Here is an 18453-nt window from a genome sequence, read left to right on the forward strand (position 1 = left end):
TTCGGTGGTTCGGTGCCGGTCAGCGTGCGCGGTTGAGAGTCTGCAGGGCGGCCCGCAGCAGCTGGGGCACGGGGGGTGCGGTGCCCTCCGCGGCGGCGGCCTCGGCCTGCGGGGCGACGGCGTTGACGGCCTCATCGGCCTCGCGGCTCGCGTAGCCGAGGCCGATCAGGGCGGCCTGGAGCTGGTCGCGCCAGCCCGCGGTGACGGGGGTGCCGACGCCCTGCTGGCCGATGTGCGCGTCGACCGGTTCGCCGAGCCGGTCCTTGAGCTCCAGCAGCAGCTTCTGGGCGCCCTTCTTCCCGATGCCGGAGACGGCGGTCAGCGCCTTCTCGTCGCCGGTGGAGACCGCGAGGCGCAGGGCGTCGGGGCTGTGGGTGGCGAGCATCGCCTGGGCGAGCCGGGGTCCGACTCCGCTGGCGGTCTGGAGCAGCTCGAACACCTGCCGCTCGTCGTCGTCCCGGAAGCCGTAGAGGGTGAGGGAGTCCTCCCGGACGACGAGGGAGGTGGCGAGCCGGGCCTCCTTGCCGACGCGCAGGTCGGCGAGGGTGTGCGGGGTGCACTGGACGGCCATGCCGATGCCGCCGACCTCGATGACGGCCGTGGTCGGGGCGAGGGCGGCCACCGGGCCGGAGACGAAGGCGATCATGCGGAGCGGCCTTTCAGCGTGCGCGGGGCGCGGGACGCGCCGGAGGTACGGGGTGCGGCGGACGCGCCGGGCGCGGGGGCGATGCCGGAGGCCCCGGTCGCGCCGGGCGCGCCAGGGGTACGAGGCGTGGCGGACGCGCCTGGGGTACGAGGCGTGGCGGACGCGCCTGGGGTACGAGGCGTGGCGGACGCGCCTGAGGTACGAGGCGTGGCGGACGCGCCTGAGGTACGAGGCGTGGCGGACGCGCCTGAGGTACGAGGCGTGGCGGACGCGCCAGGGGTACGAGGTGTGGCGGACGCGCCAGGGGTACGGGAGATGCCCGGCGTGGTCTGCCGGCGAGAGGCGCTCGGCGTGCGGTGGGCCGCCACCGCCTGCTGGAGCCGGTTCTGTGCGGGAGCCCGCCAGATGTGGCAGATGGCGAGGGCCAGGGCGTCGGCGGCGTCGGCGGGCCTGGGCGGGGCGTCCAGCCGCAGCAGCCGGGTCACCATCGCCCCGACCTGGGCCTTCTCGGCGCGGCCCGATCCGGTGACGGCGGCCTTGACCTCGCTGGGCGTGTGCAGGGCGACCGGGATGCCCCGGCGGGCGGCGCAGAGCATGGCGATCGCGCTGGCCTGGGCGGTGCCCATCACCGTACGGACGTTGTGCTGGGCGAAGACCCGCTCCACCGCCACACAACCCGGGGAGTACTCGTCGAGCCAGGCCTCGATGCCCCGCTCCACGGCGACGAGCCGGTCGCCCAGCTCCGCGTCCGAGGGGGTGCGCACGACACCGACGCCGAGCATGGTCAGCGGACGGCCCGCGACCCCCTCGACCACGCCGACACCGCACCGGGTCAGCCCCGGGTCAACACCCAGCACCCGCATGGAGCCCCCCTGTCCTCGCCGCTCGCGACGCCCACTCGTTCATCTGTTCCCGCAGGCTATCGGCTCGCACTGACAAAGCCTCGCAACCACATGACGACGGGCCGACGGGGTGTCCCCGTCGGCCCGTCGTGCCGTGCTGTGCCGGCCGCGCCTCAGGCGTCGACCTTCTCCATGACCTCGTCGGACACGTCGAAGTTGGCGAAGACGTTCTGCACGTCGTCGCTGTCCTCCAGCGCGTCGATGAGCTTGAAGATCTTGCGCGCGCCCTCTTCGTCCAGCTCGACCTGCATGGTCGGCAGGAAGTTGGCCTCGGCGGAGTCGTAGTCGATACCCGCCTCCTGGAGGGCGGTGCGCACCGCGACCATGTCGGTGGCCTCGCTGACCACCTCGAAGGTCTCGCCGAGGTCGTTGACCTCCTCGGCGCCCGCGTCGAGGACCGCGCCGAGGACGTCGTCCTCGGTCAGCTCGCCCTTGGGCACGATCACGACGCCCTTGCGGTTGAACAGGTACGAGACGGAGCCCGGGTCGGCCATCGAGCCACCGTTCCGGGTCATCGCGACGCGTACGTCGGAGGCGGCACGGTTGCGGTTGTCGGTGAGGCACTCGATGAGCACCGCGACACCGTTCGGGCCGTACCCCTCGTACATGATCGTCTCGTAGTCGGTACCGCCCGCTTCGAGACCGCCGCCGCGCTTGACGGCGGAATCGATGTTCTTGTTCGGGACGGAACTCTTCTTCGCCTTCTGGATGGCGTCGACGAGCGTCGGGTTGCCATCGGGGTCGACGCCGCCGGAGCGGGCCGCGACCTCGATGTTCTTGATCAGCTTCGCGAAGAGCTTGCCGCGCTTGGCGTCAATCACGGCCTTCTTGTGCTTCGTCGTAGCCCATTTAGAGTGGCCGGACATCTGCCTTCTCCTTCGCGTCACCAAAATCGAGTCGAACCCGAGAGATCCTACCGGGGTCCGCTCACTTCACTGCGCGCACCATGTCCACGAACAGAGCGTGCACGCGATGATCGCCGGTCAGTTCGGGATGGAACGACGTGGCGAGGACATTCCGCCGGCGCACGGCCACGATGTGACCGCCGTGCTCCGCGATGACCTCCGCCTCGGCGCCGACGGACTCCACCCAGGGGGCGCGGATGAACACGCCCTCCACCGGGCCGCCGTCGATCCCTGCGACCTCGACCGCCGCCTCGAACGACTCGTTCTGCCGGCCGAAGGCGTTGCGCCGCACGATCATGTCGATGCCGCCGACGGTCTCCTGGCCCGAACGCGGGTCCAGGATCTTCTCGGCCAGCAGGATCATCCCGGCGCAGGTGCCGTAGACCGGCATCCCGGCCCGGACCCGCTCGCGCAGCGGCTCCATCATGCCGAAGAGGACCGCCAGCTTGGACATGGTGGTCGACTCGCCGCCGGGGATGACCAGGCCGTCGACCTCGGCGAGCTCCTCGGGGCGCCGGACCGGCCTGGCCAGGGCGTCCGCCGAGGCCAGGGCGATCAGGTGCTCCCGTACATCGCCCTGGAGCGCCAGGACGCCGATCACAGGGGTGTCGCTCATCAGTGGTTACCAGCCGCGGTTGGCGTAGCGCTCGGACTCGGGCAGGGTGTCGCAGTTGATTCCGACCATGGCCTCGCCCAGGTTGCGGGAGGCGTCCGCGATGACCTTCGGGTCGTCGTAGAAGGTGGTGGCCTTCACGATGGCGGCGGCCCGCTTGGCCGGGTCGCCGGACTTGAAGATGCCGGAGCCGACGAAGACGCCCTCGGCTCCGAGCTGGCGCATCAGCGCGGCGTCGGCCGGGGTGGCCACACCACCGGCGGAGAACAGCACGACGGGCAGCTTGCCGAGCTCGGCGACCTCCTTGACCAGCTCGTAGGGGGCGCGGAGGTCCTTGGCGGCGGCGTACAGCTCGTTGTTGTCGAAGCCGCGCAGACGCGCGATCTCGTTCTTGATCTGGCGCAGGTGGCGGACGGCCTCGACGACGTTGCCGGTGCCGGCCTCGCCCTTCGAGCGGATCATGGCCGCGCCCTCGGCGATGCGGCGCAGGGCCTCGCCCAGGTTGGTGGCGCCGCAGACGAAGGGGGTGGTGAAGGCGAACTTGTCGCTGTGGTTGACCTCGTCGGCCGGGGTGAGGACCTCGGACTCGTCGATGTAGTCGACGCCGAGGGACTGGAGGACCTGGGCCTCGACGAAGTGGCCGATGCGGGACTTGGCCATGACGGGGATGGAGACGGCCCCGATGATCTCCTCGATCATGTTGGGGTCGGACATCCGGGCCACGCCGCCGTCCTTGCGGATGTCGGCGGGGACCCGCTCCAGGGCCATGACGGCCACGGCGCCCGCGTCCTCGGCGATCTTCGCCTGCTCGGCGTCGACGACGTCCATGATCACGCCGCCCTTGAGCTGCTCGGCCATGCCGCGCTTGACGCGGGCGGTGCCGGTGGCGGGGGACTCGGCGGACTGCGGGGTGCTGGGAAGCGTGGACACGGGACCTCACTCGGTGAAAGACGCTGGATACTGCATCGCCGAGCAAACGCTGTGGGAGCAGGCCACAGCAAGGGCCAATGAACAGGCCGTGGATCGTTTTGGCCTGGGATCCGCCCGTATCTCAGGTACCCGGGCGGTCCGCGAGGGCCACCGGCGGGGCGTCGTCCATCTCGAAGGCGAGCGGGAACGGGGCGTGCCCGGCCAGCCGGAGGAGCCGGACGGTGCGGTGCCGGCGCAGGGCGCGGGCGGCGCGCACGGCATCGTTGTGGAAGCGGCGGGCCATGGGCACGCGGCGTACGGCGGCGGCCAGTTCGGTGGCCGCCTCGACACCACCGGGGATCTCCTTCACCGCGTCGACCTGGGCCGGTTCGCCGAAGACCGCGCGCAGCGCGGTGCTCAGTTCGCTCTCGGCGACCTCACGGTGGTCCTCCTCGGCCTGCCGGGCGGCGTGCGCGGCCTCGTACAGGACGATCGAGGCGGCCGGGTCCAGGACGCCGGAGGTGGCCAGCTCCTGGGTGACCGACGCACGGCGCAGCAGTTGCGCGTCGAGGGCGGCCCGGGCGGCGTCGATCCGGGAGTGCAGGCGGTCGAGCCGACCGGCGGTCCAGCTGAGGTACACGCCGATCGCGATGAGCGCGAGGACGATCCAGACGATGAGGGTTACGGTCACGGGCCCACACGCTACCGTCGTCGGCGGCCCCCGCTTCAACAGGAGTCCACCGAGGCCGCGTACCGGGGGCCGGACCTCGACCGCCGGGAGCCCCGGCGCCCGCGAGAGCCCTGGGCTCAGTCCCGCGCGAGCCCGAACCGGGCCCGCAGCCCGGAGCGTTCGTCCGCCGCGACCGAGGCGGCCCCGTCGGTCACCGTCTCGTACACCGCGAGGATGTCGGCCCCCACCGTCGCCCAGTCGAAGCGCCGTACGTGGGCCTCGCCGCGCTCCCGCAGACCCTTGCGGCGCTCCGGGTCGCCCAGCAGCCGGATCGCGGCCTCGGCCAGCGCGTCGGCGTCCTCGTTGGCGAACAGGTCGCCCGCCGCCCCCTGGTCCAGCACCTGCGCGAAGGCGTCCAGGTCGCTCGCGAGGACCGGCGCACCGGCCGACAGCGCCTCGACCAGGATGATGCCGAAGCTCTCGCCGCCGGTGTTCGGGGCCACGTACACATCGACGCTGCGCAGCAGCCGGGCCTTGTCCTCGTCGCTGACCATGCCGAGGAACTCGACGCGCTCGCGCAGCTCCTTCGGCAGCGTGGCCACCGCCTCCTCCTCGTCGCCGCGCCCGGCGACCAGCAGCCGGGCCTCGGGGCGGGCCGCGAGGATCGCGGGCAGCGCCTTCATCAGGACGGGCAGGCCCTTGCGGGGTTCGTCGATGCGGCCGATGAAGCCGAGCGTCTGGCCCTGCCACTCGGCCTTCGGCTCGGCCCGGGCGAAGAAGCCGACGTCGACGCCGTTGGGGATGACGACGGCGTCCCCGCCGAGGTGCTCGACCAGGGTGCGCCGGGCGTACTCGCTGACCGCGATCCGGGCGCTGATCTTCTCCAGCGCGGGCTGGAGGATCGGGTACGCGGCGATCATCGCCCGGGAGCGCGGGTTGGAGGTGTGGAAGGTGGCCACGATCGGACCCTGCGCCGCCCAGCAGGCCAGCAGGCCCAGCGACGGGGAGGTGGGTTCGTGGATGTGGATCACGTCGAACGTGCCGTCGTGCAGCCAGCGCCGCACCCGGGCCGCCGACAGGAAGCCGAAGTTCAGCCGGGCGACGGAGCCGTTGTACGGGACCGGGACGGCCCGGCCCGCCGAGACGACGTAACGAGGCAGCGGGGTCTCGTCGTCGGCGGGGGCCAGCACGGAGACCTCGTGGCCGAGCCGGATCAGGTGCTCGGCGAGGTCCCGGATGTGGAACTGCACGCCGCCCGGTACGTCCCAGGAGTACGGGCAGACGATGCCGATCTTCACGTGGGTTCCCCCCGGGGATCCAGGTCGTCCAGCCAGAGCCGCTGGAGCATGTGCCAGTCCTCCGGGTGCTCGGCGATCCCGCCGGCGAAGGCGTCGGCCAGTGCCTGCGTCATCGCGGAGGTCTTCTCGGTACGGGTGCCCTCCTCGGGCACCTCGACCGCCGGGTGGACGCGGGCGCCCATCACCGGCGTGCCGTCGTACCAGAGGGTGACCGGCAGCAGGAGCGCGCCCGTCTGCTGGGCGAGGAGCGCCGGGCCCGCGGGCATCCGGGCGGTGGCGCCGAAGAACGACACCTCGACGCCGGACGCGGACAGGTCCCGGTCCGCGACCAGGCAGACCAGGCCGCCCGCGCGCAGCCGCCGGGCCAGGGTCCCGAAGGCGGCCCCGCCGCTGTGCGGCAGGACCTCCATGCCGAGGCCCTCGCGGTAGGCGACGAACCGGTCGTAGAGCGTCGCGGGCTCCAGGCGTTCGGCGACGGTGGTGAAGGGGACCTTGAGGTGGGTGGTGACCCAGGCGCCCGCGTGGTCCCAGTTGCCCAGGTGGGGCAGGGCGAGGATCACGCCCTTGCCGGCGTCCAGTCCCTCGGTGAGCAGGTGGGCGTCCTTGACGTCGATGCCCTCCCTGATCCGCTCCGGGCTCCAGGTCGGCAGCCGGAAGGACTCCATCCAGTAGCGCATGTAGGAGCGCATCCCGGCCCGCGACAGCTCGGCCAGCCGCCCCGGGCTCGCGTCGGGGACGACCCGCGCCAGATTGGACTCCAGGCGCAGCACGCTCTTGCCGCGACGCTTCCAGGCCTGGTCGGCGATGGTCCGGAAGAGGCGGGCGGCGGCGGGCTCGGGCAGCGTCTTGACCGCGCTCCAGCCCAGTCCGTACAGCCCGTCGGTGAGCCGGCCCTTGAGCGTGCTCACCGGTCGGCCTCGCTCCCCCGGCCGGCGGAGCCCGCGGAATCCGTGGCGGCCGGCCCCGTCGCGGCGGCCTCGGCGGCGTCCGCCTCCGCCGACTCGCGGCGTACGGTCACCACCCGCTGGATCAGCGTCACGAGGCTGCCGACGGCGACGATCCACAGCGCGATCGGGAGCAGGACGTCGATGCCGGGCACGCCGAACTTGTGCAGTCCGGCGAGACCCGCGGCGACCAGCGAGATCACCAGGCGCTCGGCGCGCTCCACGAGGCCGTTGACCGCGACCGGCAGCCCGATCGACTCGCCGCGCGCCTTCGTGTACGAGACCACCTGACCACTGGCCAGGCAGAAGATCGCGACGGCGCAGAGGATGTTGTCGTCACCGCTGCCCGCGTACCAGAGGGCGAAGCCGGCGAAGATCGCCCCGTCGGCGACCCGGTCCAGTGTCGAGTCGAGGAACGCGCCCCACCGGCTGGAGATCCCGGCCTGCCGCGCCATGTTGCCGTCGACGAGGTCGGAGAAGACGAAGATCGTGATGACGATCGTGCCCCAGAAGAACTCCCCCATCGGGAAAAAGACCAGCGCACCTGCCATCACTCCGGCCGTGCCGATGAGAGTGACCGCGTCGGGGCTGACCCCGAGACGGAGCAGCAGAGCGGCGAACGGTGTGAGGACACGCGTGAAGAATGCACGCGCGTACTTGTTCAGCATGGCCTTCCCGAGGGCTCGGTTCGCCGGGCGGCCCCTTCGGCCACCGGCTGGCCCATCGTAGTCACGGCCGGTCCCTTCCACCGGACGGGTACCCGCCGCCGGGTGTCACCCGCCCCGGACCCCGCCGTGCCCGGGGCACGGTCCACGCGGGCGGCCGCCCGTGCGCGAGCTATGGACGAGGCCCCGCCGCGGTGCCAAGCTCGAAGGACCGCGGGCGTCGCCGAGACCGCCGCGGCGGCCTCCCCACCCCGTGACCACCGCTGCTCCGCGCGCGGTCGCCCTCCCCGCACCGCGCCGTCGACCGGGAGGCACGCACCATGGGCGACAAGGCACACGCACACCCCGGAGCCGCCGGAGGAGTACCGGCGGCCGGCCATCCCTCCGCCGTACGGAACGTGGTGCTGGTCGGCCCCAGCGGATCGGGCAAGACCACCCTGGTCGAGGCCCTGGCCCTGACGGCGGGGGCCCTGAACCGGGCCGGCCGGGTCGAGGACGGCGCGACCGTCTCCGACTACGACGAGATCGAGCAGCGCCGACGGCGTTCCGTACAGCTCTCGCTGGTCCCGGTGGCCTGGGACGGGTGCAAGATCAATCTGCTGGACACCCCCGGCTACGCGGACTTCGTCGGGGAGCTGCGGGCCGGTCTGCGCGCGGCGGACGCGGCCCTCTTCGTCGTCTCGGCGGCCCAGGAGGCCCAGTCGGTGGCGGCGACCACCCGGGCCGCCTGGGAGGACTGCGCGCTCGTCGGCATGCCGCGCGCGATCGTCGTCACGCATCTGGACACAGCACGCACCTCCTTCGACGACATGACCCGGATCTGCGCCGAGAACTTCGGGGGCGACGACCCCGACGCCGTACTGCCGCTGTACCTGCCCGTACTGGGTCCCGAGGGAGCCGACGGGCACGCCCCGCTGACCGGGCTCACCGGGCTGCTGAGCCGGCGGATCCTCGACCACTCCTCGGGCGAACGCACCGAGCTGCCGCCGGCGCCCGAGCAGGAGGAACCGCTGCGGGCGGCCCGGAACAGGCTGATCGAGGGGATCATCGCCGAGAGCGAGGACGAGTCCCTGATGGACCGCTACCTCGGTGGGGAGGACATCGACGTCGCGACCCTGATCGCCGATCTGGAACGGGCCGTCGCCCGGGGCTCCTTCCACCCCGTCCTCACGGCGGCCCCGGCGGCCGAGGGCGCCCGCCAGGGCATCGGCACGGTCGAACTGCTGGAGCTGATCACCCGCGGCTTCCCGACCCCGCTGGAGCGCACCCCGCCCGTCGTCACCACCCCCTCGGGCAAGCCCCGGCCCGCGCCGGTCTGCGACCCGGACGGCCCGCTGGTCGCCGAGGTCGTGAAGACGTCCTCCGACCCGTACGTGGGCCGCGTCTCGCTGGTCCGCGTCTTCTCCGGCACCCTGCGCCCCGACGACTCCGTACACCTGTGCGGCCACGGCCTGGACGCCACGGGGCACGCCCCGCGCCCCTGTCACGAGGCGGAACTCCGCGTCGGGGCGCTGACCTCTCCGTTCGGCCGCCGGCAGAACGCGCTGGACCGGTGCGTCGCGGGCGATCTGGCGTGCGTGGCCCGGCTCGGCGAGGCGGAGACCGGAGACACGCTCTCCCCGGCCGGCGACCCGGTCCTGATCGAGCCCTGGTCGACGCCGGACCCGCTGCTTCCGCTGGCCGTACGGGCCCACGGCAAGGCGGACGAGGACAAACTGTCGCAGGGCCTGGCCCGGCTGGTCGCCGAGGACCCCACCCTGCGCCTCGAACGGAACCCGGACACCGGACAGGTCGTCCTGTGGTGCCTGGGCGAGGCCCACCAGGAAGTGGCCCTGGATCGGCTGCGCAGCCGGTACGGCGTCCAGGTCGACGCGGAACCGCACCGGGTGCCGCTGCGCGAGACGTTCGCCGGGCGGGCCGCCGGGCGCGGACGGCACGTCAAACAGTCCGGCGGGCACGGCCAGTTCGCGATCTGCGAGATCGAGGTGGAGCCGCTGCCGCCGGGCTCCGGGATCGAGTTCGTCGACAAGGTCGTCGGCGGTGCGGTGCCGCGCCAGTTCATCCCCTCGGTGGAGAAGGGCATCCGGGCCCAGGCCGCCAAGGGGCTGTCCGCCGGGCACCCGCTGGTCGACGTACGGGTCACCCTGCTGGACGGGAAGGCGCACTCGGTGGACTCCTCGGACGCCGCGTTCCAGACCGCCGGGGCGCTGGCGCTGCGCGAGGCCGCGGCCGAATCCCGCATCCGGCTCCTGGAGCCGGTGTGCGAGGTGAGCGTCCTGATCCCCGACGACTACGTGGGCCCGGTGATGAGCGACCTGTCGGGGCGGCGCGGCCGGGTCGTGGGCACCGAGCAGGGCGCGGGCGGGCGCACCCTCGTACGGGCGGAGGTGCCGGAGATCGAGGTCGGCCGGTACGCGGTGGACCTGCGCCCCCTGTCGCACGGCACCGGCCGCTTCGACCGCGTGTACGCCCGGCACGAGCCGATGCCGCCGCAGATCGCCGACCGGGTCCGCGCGGAGGGGGCGGACGGGTCCCCCGGCGCGTGACCGGCGACCCGCTCGGCGACGGCCGCCCCGGCGTCGACCGTCGGGGCCCCCGGCGCGTGACCGGCGCACTGTCGCACACACCGTCCGCGTCCACGCCGGTGGCCGCCGGTGCGGTGATCCGGACGATACGCTGTGGTCGCAGCTCAGAAGGTATGCCGCGTACGGTAGTTGGGCACACCGCAGGAGCAGACGTGCGGCGAGTGGGGGCGACAAGGTGGCCAACGACGGATTCGACTTCTCACCCGGGGCCCAGATCCCGATCCAGGGCGCGGGCAGTCAGACCGTGGCGACCAATGCCCTGGCCTCGGCGGCCTATCGGGACAGTCCGGTGGAGACGATCCTCGACGCCAACAGCGAGTGGCACAAATCGGAAGTGAAGCCGGGCTCCTCCAAACTCTTCAAGTCCGACTACTTCAAGCCGAATCTCGGAGAGGCGTTCGCGCGCGCCGTACAGGAGCGGATGCTCGGCGGCGCCCGCAAGGCGCTCATCCAGTCCTTCGGGACGGACCCGCAGACCGTGGTGGAGCACTGCCTGTCGGCGAACAACCTGCGCAAGGCCCGCGACACCCGGCTCACCCTGGTGACCGTGGTGTTCGGCGTGCTGTTCCTGCCCGGCATGCTGGCCTGGGTGATCGCCTTCCGGATCCGGGACGCGCTCAACAAGTCCAAGGACACGGCGTTCAAGGCCGTCGGCACGGTCCTGCTGGCCGCCTTCGGGGTCGGGGCGCTGATCCTGGTGGTGAAGCTGCCGCTGGACGGCTTCTGGGCCCTCTACTTCCGGGGCGCCGTCATCGCCCCGGTGATCGGCTGGCTGCTCGCCAAACGGATCGCGGAGACCTCGGCCAAGGACCTGCGGGCCCGCTGGGAAGGCCTTCTCTCCGGCACCGGGGTGATCGCGAAGATCCCCGAGGCGGTGCCGAAGAACCCCAACGAGACCGCGCGCGAGGCCCTGCGCCAGGGCCTGGAGAAGCTGTCGGCCGAGCAGCAGTCGAACGCCGTCTTCTACGCAGGACCCAAGGGCGTCCTCGGGATGGGAACCCGTTGGGGCAGCTGGCAGCTGGCCGAGGAGCTGATCACCAAGGACCCGACGAAGGAGATCCACCAGTTCCGCAGCTGGGACCTGGTCCGGATCATCCACGACCAGCTGGCGATGCTGGAGCGCGGACCGCTGAACACCGGCGGCTTCCCGAAGCCGTCCGTGAAGCACTGGATCGTCTCGCCCATCGGGGAGAACGCCGACGCCGTCACCCGCCCCGAGGGCGAGGACGTCGCCACCTTCCAGGTGAAGCCCCACGAGATACAGCGGATCTGCAACCACCAGCAGTTCGGCAGCGGCGACCGGCACTACCTGGGCGTCCAGTTCACCCTGTGGGACGGTCAGCTGGTGATCACCATGATGATCACCGTCACCGTGCTCCACGAGACGCTGCGCATCGAGGTCACCGGCCACGCGCTCGGCCCGGTGCACGGTCTGTTCCTCACCAAGCCGGCGGCGAAGACGAAGACGGTCAACAAGACCGTCCGGTTCTGGGAGACCCGGGACGTCCAACTGGCGCTGGTGGACGCCAAGGAGGTCGTCCGGCTCGCCCTGCGGGCCCCCCTCACCTGGTATCCGCCGCTGCTGGACTACCTGGGCGGAAAGATCGTGCTGCCCGAGCCGTTCGGACTGCGGCACGCCTGGGCGGCCAAGCCCTGGAACCACCGCTTCATGGCGGACGACGCGATGCGAGCCGCCACCCCGGTGCTGCGGGCGGTCCACTCGGCGGCGATGCGCGTTCTTGAGGAGAACGGCGTCGACACCGAGCGCTTCGACAGCCGCTCGATGATACTGAGCGGCCTCGTCCAGGACCCGGCCCCGCGCAAGGCCGACGTCTACGACGCGTAGGTACGTCGAACGCGGAGGGCCCCCGCCGTGGCGGGGGCCCTCCGCGTTCGACGTACCTACTGGACGGCGGCGGGCCAGGCCTCGGCCAGCATCGCCCGGGTGTCGCCCAGCAGCTGGGGCAGCACCTTGGTGTGCCCGATGACCGGCATGAAGTTGGTGTCCCCACCCCAGCGCGGCACCAGGTGCTGATGCAGGTGGGCGGCGATCCCCGCGCCGGCCACGGAGCCCTGGTTCATGCCGATGTTGAAGCCGTGCGCCCCCGAGGCGGCGCGCAGCGCGACCATCGCCCGCTTGGTGAAGTCCGCGAGCTCAGCCGTCTCCGGACCGTCCAGCTCGGTGTAGTCGGCGACATGCCGGAAGGGCACGACCATGAGATGGCCGCCGTTGTACGGATACAGGTTCAGCACCGCGTAGACGTGCTCGCCACGAGCCACGACGAGCCCGTCCTCATCGGATTTCGCCGGGATCGAACAGAACGGACAGCCGTCCTCGGCACCCGGGCCGCTCGGCTTGTTCTCGCCCTGGATGTACGCCATCCGATGGGGCGTCCACAGGCGCTGGAATGCGTCGGGCGTCCCCACGCCGATCTGCTGCTCCGGCTCACTCGTCATGCCGATCAGCATATTGCGTCACCCCGGCGTAGCGTGTCGCCGGGGCCGGACCGCTCGGCCGCCCACGATGCTGAGGCGATGAGCGACCGAACCACCCCCGATCCACCCGCCCGGCTGACCCGCTGGGAGCAGCGCACGGAGGTTCCGCTCTTCCTCGCGGGGCTGATCTTCCTGACGGGGTACGCGGTCCGGGTGCTGACCCCGCACGACGCCCAGCCGTGGAACGACATCGCGCTGATCCTCGTCTGGTCGACCTGGCTGCTCTTCCTCGTCGACTACGCGACCCGGCTGCACCTCAGCGGCCTGGGCGCGCGCTTCCTCCGGACGCACTGGCTCGACACCGCGGTCCTGCTGCTGCCGCTGCTGCGCCCGCTACGGATGGTCCAGGTGTACCAGGTGGTGCAGCGCCGCCGCGACCGGCCGCGGCTGAGCCTGTACGCGCGAGTGATGTCCTACGCCGGCCTGACCGCCGCCCTCCTCGGCTTCGCCGCCTCACTGGCGGTCTACCACTTCGAACGCACAGCCTCCGGCGCCTCCATCCGCACCTTCGGCGACGCGGTGTGGTGGGCCTGCGCGACGCTGACGACGGTCGGCTACGGAGACGCGGCCCCGGTCACGTTCTGGGGGCGGGTGGTCGCGGCGGGGCTGATGGCCGGCGGTCTCGCGCTGCTGGGCGCGGTGACGGGCTCGTTCTCGTCGTGGCTGATCCAGGTGTTCACCAGGGAGGACGAGAAGCGGCCCCCGGAGCGGGGTTAGCGCTCCGGGGGCCGTTGCTGCGTCAAGGATCGACTCCGGCGTACGGATCAGACCTGTACGCGGTCCTCGACGGCCTTCGCGATCTTGGCGATGGCCTCGTCGACCGGGATGCCGTTCTCCTGCGAACCGTCGCGGTAGCGGAAGGAGACGGCATCGTTGGCCATGTCCTCGTCACCGGCGATGATCATGAACGGGACCTTGTTCTTCTGCTGGTTGCGGATCTTCTTCTGCATCCGGTCCGAGGACGCGTCCACATCCACCCGCAGCCCCTGCTTGCGCGCCTTGGCGGCGAACTCCTGGAGGTAGGGGATGTGGGCGTCGCCGATCGGGATGCCGACGGCCTGGACCGGGGCGAGCCAGACCGGGAACGCGCCCGCGTAGTGCTCCAGGAGCACGGCGAAGAAGCGCTCGATGGAGCCGAACAGGGCACGGTGGATCATCACCGGGCGCTGCTTGGAGCCGTCGGGACCGGTGTACTCCAGGTCGAACCGCTCCGGCAGGTTGAAGTCGAGCTGCACGGTCGACATCTGCCAGGTACGGCCGATGGCGTCCTTGCACTGCACGGAGATCTTCGGGCCGTAGAACGCGGCGCCGCCCGGGTCCGGGACCAGGGGCAGGCCCTGCTTCTCGGCGACCTGGCGGAGCGTCTCGGTGGCCTCTTCCCAGGTCTCGTCTGAGCCGACGTACTTCTCCGGGTCCTTGGTGGACAGCTCCAGGTAGAAGTCGGTGAGCCCGTAGTCGCGGAGCAGGTTCAGCACGAAGGTGAGCGTGCGGTCGAGCTCCTCCGCCATCTGCTCCTTGGTGCAGTAGATGTGCGCGTCGTCCTGCGTGAAACCGCGCGAGCGGGTCAGGCCGTGCACGACACCCGACTTCTCGTACCGGTACACCGTGCCGAACTCGAAGAGGCGCAGCGGCAGTTCACGGTAGGAGCGGCCGCGCGCATCGAAGATCAGGTTGTGCATCGGGCAGTTCATCGGCTTGAGGTAGTAGTCCACCCCGTCGTCGATCTGCATGGGCGGGTACATGCCGTCGGCGTACCAGTCCAGGTGGCCGGACTTCTCGAAGAGCTTGCCCTTGGTGGCGTGCGGCGAGTAGACGAACTCGTAGCCCTCCTCCTCGTGCCGGCGGCGCGAGTAGTCCTCCATGGCCCGGCGGATGACGCCGCCCTTGGGGTGGAAGACCGCGAGGCCGGGGCCGATCTCGTCGGGGAAGGAGAAGAGATCCAGCTCGTTGCCGAGCTTGCGGTGGTCGCGCTTGGCGGCCTCCTCCAGGAACTCCAGGTGCGCCTTCAGCTCGTCCTTGGTGGGCCAGGCGGTGCCGTAGATGCGCTGGAGCATCGGGTTCTTCTCGCTGCCGCGCCAGTACGCGGCGGCGTTGCGCATCAGCTTGAACGCCGGGATGAACCGGGTGGTGGGCAGGTGCGGACCGCGACAGAGGTCCTTCCAGCACAGCTCGCCGGTCTTGGCGTCGAGGTTGTCGTAGATGGTCAGCTCGCCGCCGCCCACCTCGACGTCCGCGCCGTCGTCCGAGGAGGCGGAGCCCTTGATGCCGATGAGCTCCAGCTTGTACGGCTCGTCCGCCAGTTCCTCGCGGGCGTCCTCGTCGGAGACCACACGGCGGGAGAACTTCTGGCCCCGCTTCTGGATCTCCTGCATCTTCTTCTCGATGGCCTTGAGGTCCTCGGGCGTGAACGGCTTCTCGACGTCGAAGTCGTAGTAGAAGCCGTCCTTGACCGGCGGGCCGATCCCGAGCTTGGCCTCGGGGAAGAGCTCCTGCACTGCCTGGGCCATGACGTGCGCGGTGGAGTGGCGCAGGATGTTGAGGCCGTCCTCGGAGGAGATCTCCACGGGCTCGACGCTCTCGCCGTCCTGGAGGACGTAGGACAGGTCCTTCAGCTCGCCGCCGATGCGCGCTGCGACGACGGTGCGCTGACCGGGGAAGAGCTCACCGGCGGTCGTGCCCGTCGTCACCACGTGCTCTTCCCGCTCGGAATCGCGTTGGATGATCACACGGACGTCTGACACCGGTCTCTCCTGACTGAGGGGGATGCCTGCCTTCGTACGGCTGGGCAATACGAATCGTACCGAGCCCTCAGCCCCCGATGCGAACGCCTTCCGGGCGGGCCCCTACGCCTCCTCCCCCGCGCACGCCTCCTCGAAGAAGTCGACGTTCTCCTGGAGCGCCTTCATCAGCCGGTCCCGCTCCGCCTCGTCGACCTGGACGGGTGCGACCTGCGAGGCGCCGGTGAGCCGCCGGAAGCCGCCCCGGTTCTCCAGGCGTCCCTCCACCCGCAGCGGCAGCCCCACGAGGTGGGCGTGGCCCGCGATGCGGTACGCCTCCTCGTCCAGCTCCACGCGGACGTGCGCGACCTCGGCCCCGGCCAGCACCCGCAGCCGTACGATCCCGGCGCCGCGCGGCCCGGAGCGGCGCAACCGGACCACCGCGCCGGTCAGCCGGACCTGCACGGCGGGTTCGTCGCGGAGGTAGCGGGCTCCGGCGGCGCGGAGGGCGGGCAGGTCGCCCGGGGAGAACTCGACGGGCGCGGGGCGGGCCGGGCAGCCGTCCGGGGTGCCCGCGGCGGGCGCCCACCGCAGGTCGATCCGGGCCCCTTCACAGCCGCGGACCAGGGCGATCAGAGATTCGGTCAGTTCCCGGCCGACGCCCGCGGCGATCGCGCTGTCGAAGGCCTCCATGCCGCCGGTGGCCCGCTGGTAGTCCACGGCCTCCCGGGTGGCGTGCAGGGCGTGGCAGAGCTGGACGGCGACGGCGCGCCCGGAGGCGACGGGGACGTACGCGGTGAGGGTGCGGCCGTCGGCGCCGGGCCCGATCAGGGCGTCGTCGAGGGCGGCCCGGGCCTTCCGGCGGTGCCGGGCGCCGTGGTAGCCGGCCCGGCCGCGGGCCGCGAGGGCTCCGGCCATGAGGACCTGCCGGGCGGCCGACCTCAGCTCCTCGGCCTCGGTCCAGCCCGCGGCCCCGGCCGCTCCGGCCGCCGATTCGGGGACCTCGCGCCACCAGCGGATCTCGTCGCTGGGCACGGCGAGGGAGACGAGGACGTCGCGGGCGGATGGGGCGGCGCTGCGGCCGAGGGCGATGAGGGCCTCCTCGATCAGCTCCCCGCTGTCGGGGAAGGCCGCGCTCTCGGGCACGAGCAGGCTGGTCGCCCCGGCGGCGGCCCCGGGCGGGGTCCAGCGGCCGTAGCGTCCCGGCGCTCCCCCGCGCCGCTGCCAGCCGTGCCGGCGCAGGAGGGCCCCGAGGACGGCGGGGTCGGGCAGTTCGGTGCCCGCCTCGGCGAGCGGCGGGGGCCATGGGCGGGCGGTGGGGTGCGAGCGGGCGGCGGGCAGTCCCGCCGCGCCCGTGGGCTCGTCCATCGACCGGTGCATCAGGGTCTCCCTCCGGCCCCGACCCGGGCCATGATGTCGCAGAGTGCGCGGTCGTCGAAGATCCGCGAGGTCGGGATGCGCACAGTGGTCCGGTACCGGCCCGTCACCGCGTGGCCGGCCAGGTTGGTCCAGTAGCAGCAGTGGCGCAGGTCGAGGCCGCCGGGCCCGGCGCGCAGCCAGTCGTCCTGGCTGCGGGGCACGATCATCACGACCAGGATCTTGTGCACCGTCACCGGGGAGCGGGCGAGCTTGACGAGGTGGGCGTTGTCGAGGGTGAAGGAGAACGCCCCGCCCGCCGGGTGCGGCGGTATCTGGTAGGTGCACTTGAGCTGCACCTTGATGGTCACTTCGTCGTCGACGGTGTGGGTGGGGGCGCCGTGGCTGACGTGCCAGTCGATGCCGTTGTCGGGGAAGGGCTGGGACAGGGAGCATCCGGCCGCCGCCGCGACGGCGTGCAGGTAGCCCACCTGAAGGGTCTCCATGCAGGCGGTGGTGGCGAGGGAGCCGCGCAGCGGCGTGTCCGGCTGCTGCGGCGACCGGGGCCCGAAGGGCTCGGTGCGGGCGGTTCCCCCGGGGTCGGGCTGCGCGAGCGCCATGGCTCCGTGTGCCTTCCGGGCGTGCCGATCGTCGGCAGGCAGCCTGCCGACGGGTGTGGTGGGCGGGACGGATCGACGGACGTCAACGGCAACTCCCCGACGTCTCACCTGTGTTGTCACCGCATCAGACCGACCGCAAACGGCGTATCAGGCAAACAGCCCGGGTATCACCGATATCGGGCAGAGGAATCATTCCATCTGCCGTGCGGGTGCGAGGAGTTCGGGGATGATGCACTGGTTCGAAGGGCCGCTGGCCGCTTTTGACACGGAGACGACAGGCGTGGACGTCGAGCGGGACCGGATCGTTTCGGCCGCTCTCGTCGCGCAGGACACCGCGGGCGGTCGCGTCCGCGTGACCCGTTGGCTGGTCAATCCGGGGATTCCGGTCCCGCCCGGGGCGACCGAGATCCATGGGCTGACCGACGATCACCTTCAGCGCAACGGGCGTTGGCCCGCCCCGGTGATGGACGAGATAGCCCGGGCGCTGGCGGAGAGCTGTGCGACCGGCCGGCCGCTGGTCGTGATGAACGCTCCCTTCGATCTGACGCTGCTGGACCGGGAGTTGAAGCGCCACCGGGCGTCGTCGCTGGCGCGGTATCTCGACGGGGTGCCGATGCGGGTGGTGGACCCGCGGGTGCTGGACAAGCATCTGGACCGCTACCGCAAGGGCCGCCGGACGCTCACGGATCTGTGCGCGAGTTACGAGGTGGTACTCGACGGGGCCCATGACGCGGCGGCCGACGCGACGGCTTCACTGGAGCTGGTGCGGGCGGTGTGCCGGCGCTTCTCGACCCGGCTGGAGCGGCTGTCGCCGTCGGAGCTGCACACGCTTCAGGCGACCTGGCACGCGGCCCAGGCGCGGGGCCTGGAGGCCTGGTTCGCGAAGAGCGGGACGCCGGAGGCGGTGGACCCGTCGTGGCCGCTGCGCCCGGAGCTGCCCGCGGCGGCGTGAGGGGTCCGAGGGTCCGGACATACGAAAGCCGGCCCGCGTGATCGTTGCGGACCGGCTTTCCCCGGTGGGCGATACTGGGTTCGAACCAGTGACCTCTTCGGTGTGAACGAAGCGCTCTCCCACTGAGCTAATCGCCCGGGAACGGGTTGAACCATACAGGGCTTCGCGGGCTTCG

Annotated in this window: 16 protein-coding genes, 1 tRNA gene and 1 pseudogene; 4 read left to right on the forward strand and 14 right to left on the reverse strand. The window is 71.8% G+C overall.

Features of this window, described 5'->3' with window-relative positions:
• Positions 1–19: 19 nt before the first annotated feature.
• The 9 genes and pseudogenes from ruvA to pgsA form a co-directional block, all read right to left on the reverse strand.
• Positions 20–646: a Holliday junction branch migration protein RuvA gene (gene ruvA / locus IE140_RS19865; RefSeq protein ID WP_150196567.1), complete on the reverse strand. Its 627-nt coding sequence runs from the start codon at positions 644–646 to the stop codon at positions 20–22.
• Between the two features lie 260 nt (positions 647–906).
• Positions 907–1509, reverse strand: a pseudogene (gene ruvC, locus IE140_RS19870) (crossover junction endodeoxyribonuclease RuvC); the annotation flags it as partial.
• A 152-nt stretch (positions 1510–1661) separates the two neighbouring features.
• Positions 1662–2414, reverse strand: a complete 753-nt coding sequence (locus IE140_RS19875) for a YebC/PmpR family DNA-binding transcriptional regulator (RefSeq protein WP_006123225.1) — start codon at positions 2412–2414, stop codon at positions 1662–1664.
• Positions 2415–2475: 61 nt separating this feature from the next.
• Positions 2476–3069: a pyridoxal 5'-phosphate synthase glutaminase subunit PdxT gene (pdxT, locus tag IE140_RS19880; RefSeq protein ID WP_150196565.1), complete on the reverse strand. Its 594-nt coding sequence runs from the start codon at positions 3067–3069 to the stop codon at positions 2476–2478.
• A 6-nt stretch (positions 3070–3075) separates the two neighbouring features.
• Entirely contained in the window at positions 3076–3996 is a 921-nt protein-coding gene (pdxS, locus tag IE140_RS19885) for a pyridoxal 5'-phosphate synthase lyase subunit PdxS (protein ID WP_003970325.1), read from the reverse strand.
• Positions 3997–4117: 121 nt separating this feature from the next.
• Positions 4118–4666, reverse strand: coding sequence for a hypothetical protein (locus IE140_RS19890; protein WP_006123227.1), 549 nt, complete (start codon positions 4664–4666; stop codon positions 4118–4120).
• Between the two features lie 116 nt (positions 4667–4782).
• Positions 4783–5943, reverse strand: coding sequence for a glycosyltransferase family 4 protein (locus IE140_RS19895; protein WP_150196564.1), 1161 nt, complete (start codon positions 5941–5943; stop codon positions 4783–4785).
• A complete protein-coding gene (locus IE140_RS19900) occupies positions 5940–6851 on the reverse strand; it encodes a phosphatidylinositol mannoside acyltransferase (protein WP_093438756.1) in 912 nt (303 codons plus the stop codon). Before IE140_RS19900 ends, IE140_RS19895 begins: the two co-directional genes overlap by 4 nt.
• Positions 6848–7555 (reverse strand): phosphatidylinositol phosphate synthase, encoded by a 708-nt coding sequence (gene pgsA, locus IE140_RS19905; RefSeq protein ID WP_032768119.1) that lies wholly within the window; start codon positions 7553–7555, stop codon positions 6848–6850. The genes IE140_RS19900 and pgsA overlap by 4 nt, the downstream gene beginning before the upstream one ends.
• Positions 7556–7872: 317 nt before the next feature.
• Between pgsA and IE140_RS19910 the strand changes: the two genes are divergently transcribed.
• Together IE140_RS19910 and IE140_RS19915 are read left to right on the forward strand one after the other, a co-directional pair.
• Positions 7873–10098 carry an elongation factor G-like protein EF-G2 gene (locus IE140_RS19910; RefSeq protein ID WP_150196563.1) on the forward strand — a complete coding sequence of 742 codons (2226 nt, stop codon included), beginning with the start codon at positions 7873–7875 and terminating at the stop codon, positions 10096–10098.
• 214 nt (positions 10099–10312) lie between these two features.
• Positions 10313–11983 (forward strand): AbeC-like domain-containing protein, encoded by a 1671-nt coding sequence (locus tag IE140_RS19915; protein ID WP_150196562.1) that lies wholly within the window; start codon positions 10313–10315, stop codon positions 11981–11983.
• A 56-nt stretch (positions 11984–12039) separates the two neighbouring features.
• On the opposite strand, the gene IE140_RS19920 is transcribed toward IE140_RS19915, so the two are convergent.
• Complete coding sequence (locus IE140_RS19920; RefSeq protein ID WP_010070160.1) at positions 12040–12606, reverse strand: HIT family protein; 567 nt, start codon at positions 12604–12606, stop codon at positions 12040–12042.
• A gap of 66 nt (positions 12607–12672) precedes the next feature.
• Here IE140_RS19920 and IE140_RS19925 point away from each other — a divergent pair, with 66 nt between their 5' ends.
• Positions 12673–13350: a potassium channel family protein gene (locus tag IE140_RS19925; RefSeq protein WP_150196561.1), complete on the forward strand. Its 678-nt coding sequence runs from the start codon at positions 12673–12675 to the stop codon at positions 13348–13350.
• A 47-nt stretch (positions 13351–13397) separates the two neighbouring features.
• Here IE140_RS19925 and thrS read toward each other — a convergent pair whose 3' ends face one another.
• The 3 genes from thrS to IE140_RS19940 form a co-directional block, all read right to left on the reverse strand.
• Positions 13398–15374: a threonine--tRNA ligase gene (gene thrS / locus IE140_RS19930; RefSeq protein ID WP_150196560.1), complete on the reverse strand. Its 1977-nt coding sequence runs from the start codon at positions 15372–15374 to the stop codon at positions 13398–13400.
• Between the two features lie 102 nt (positions 15375–15476).
• Positions 15477–16730: a hypothetical protein gene (locus IE140_RS19935; RefSeq protein WP_189460585.1), complete on the reverse strand. Its 1254-nt coding sequence runs from the start codon at positions 16728–16730 to the stop codon at positions 15477–15479.
• Positions 16730–17326, reverse strand: coding sequence for a DUF4365 domain-containing protein (locus IE140_RS19940; protein ID WP_189460586.1), 597 nt, complete (start codon positions 17324–17326; stop codon positions 16730–16732). The genes IE140_RS19935 and IE140_RS19940 overlap by 1 nt, the downstream gene beginning before the upstream one ends.
• A gap of 226 nt (positions 17327–17552) precedes the next feature.
• Here IE140_RS19940 and IE140_RS19945 point away from each other — a divergent pair, with 226 nt between their 5' ends.
• Positions 17553–18278: a 3'-5' exonuclease gene (locus IE140_RS19945; RefSeq protein ID WP_032768109.1), complete on the forward strand. Its 726-nt coding sequence runs from the start codon at positions 17553–17555 to the stop codon at positions 18276–18278.
• Positions 18279–18343: 65 nt separating this feature from the next.
• On the opposite strand, the gene IE140_RS19950 is transcribed toward IE140_RS19945, so the two are convergent.
• Positions 18344–18415 (reverse strand) — tRNA-Val (locus IE140_RS19950).
• Between the last annotated feature and the right edge of the window lie 38 nt (positions 18416–18453).

This window comes from Streptomyces parvus (assembly GCF_014648875.1).
GTDB lineage: Bacteria > Actinomycetota > Actinomycetes > Streptomycetales > Streptomycetaceae > Streptomyces > Streptomyces parvus.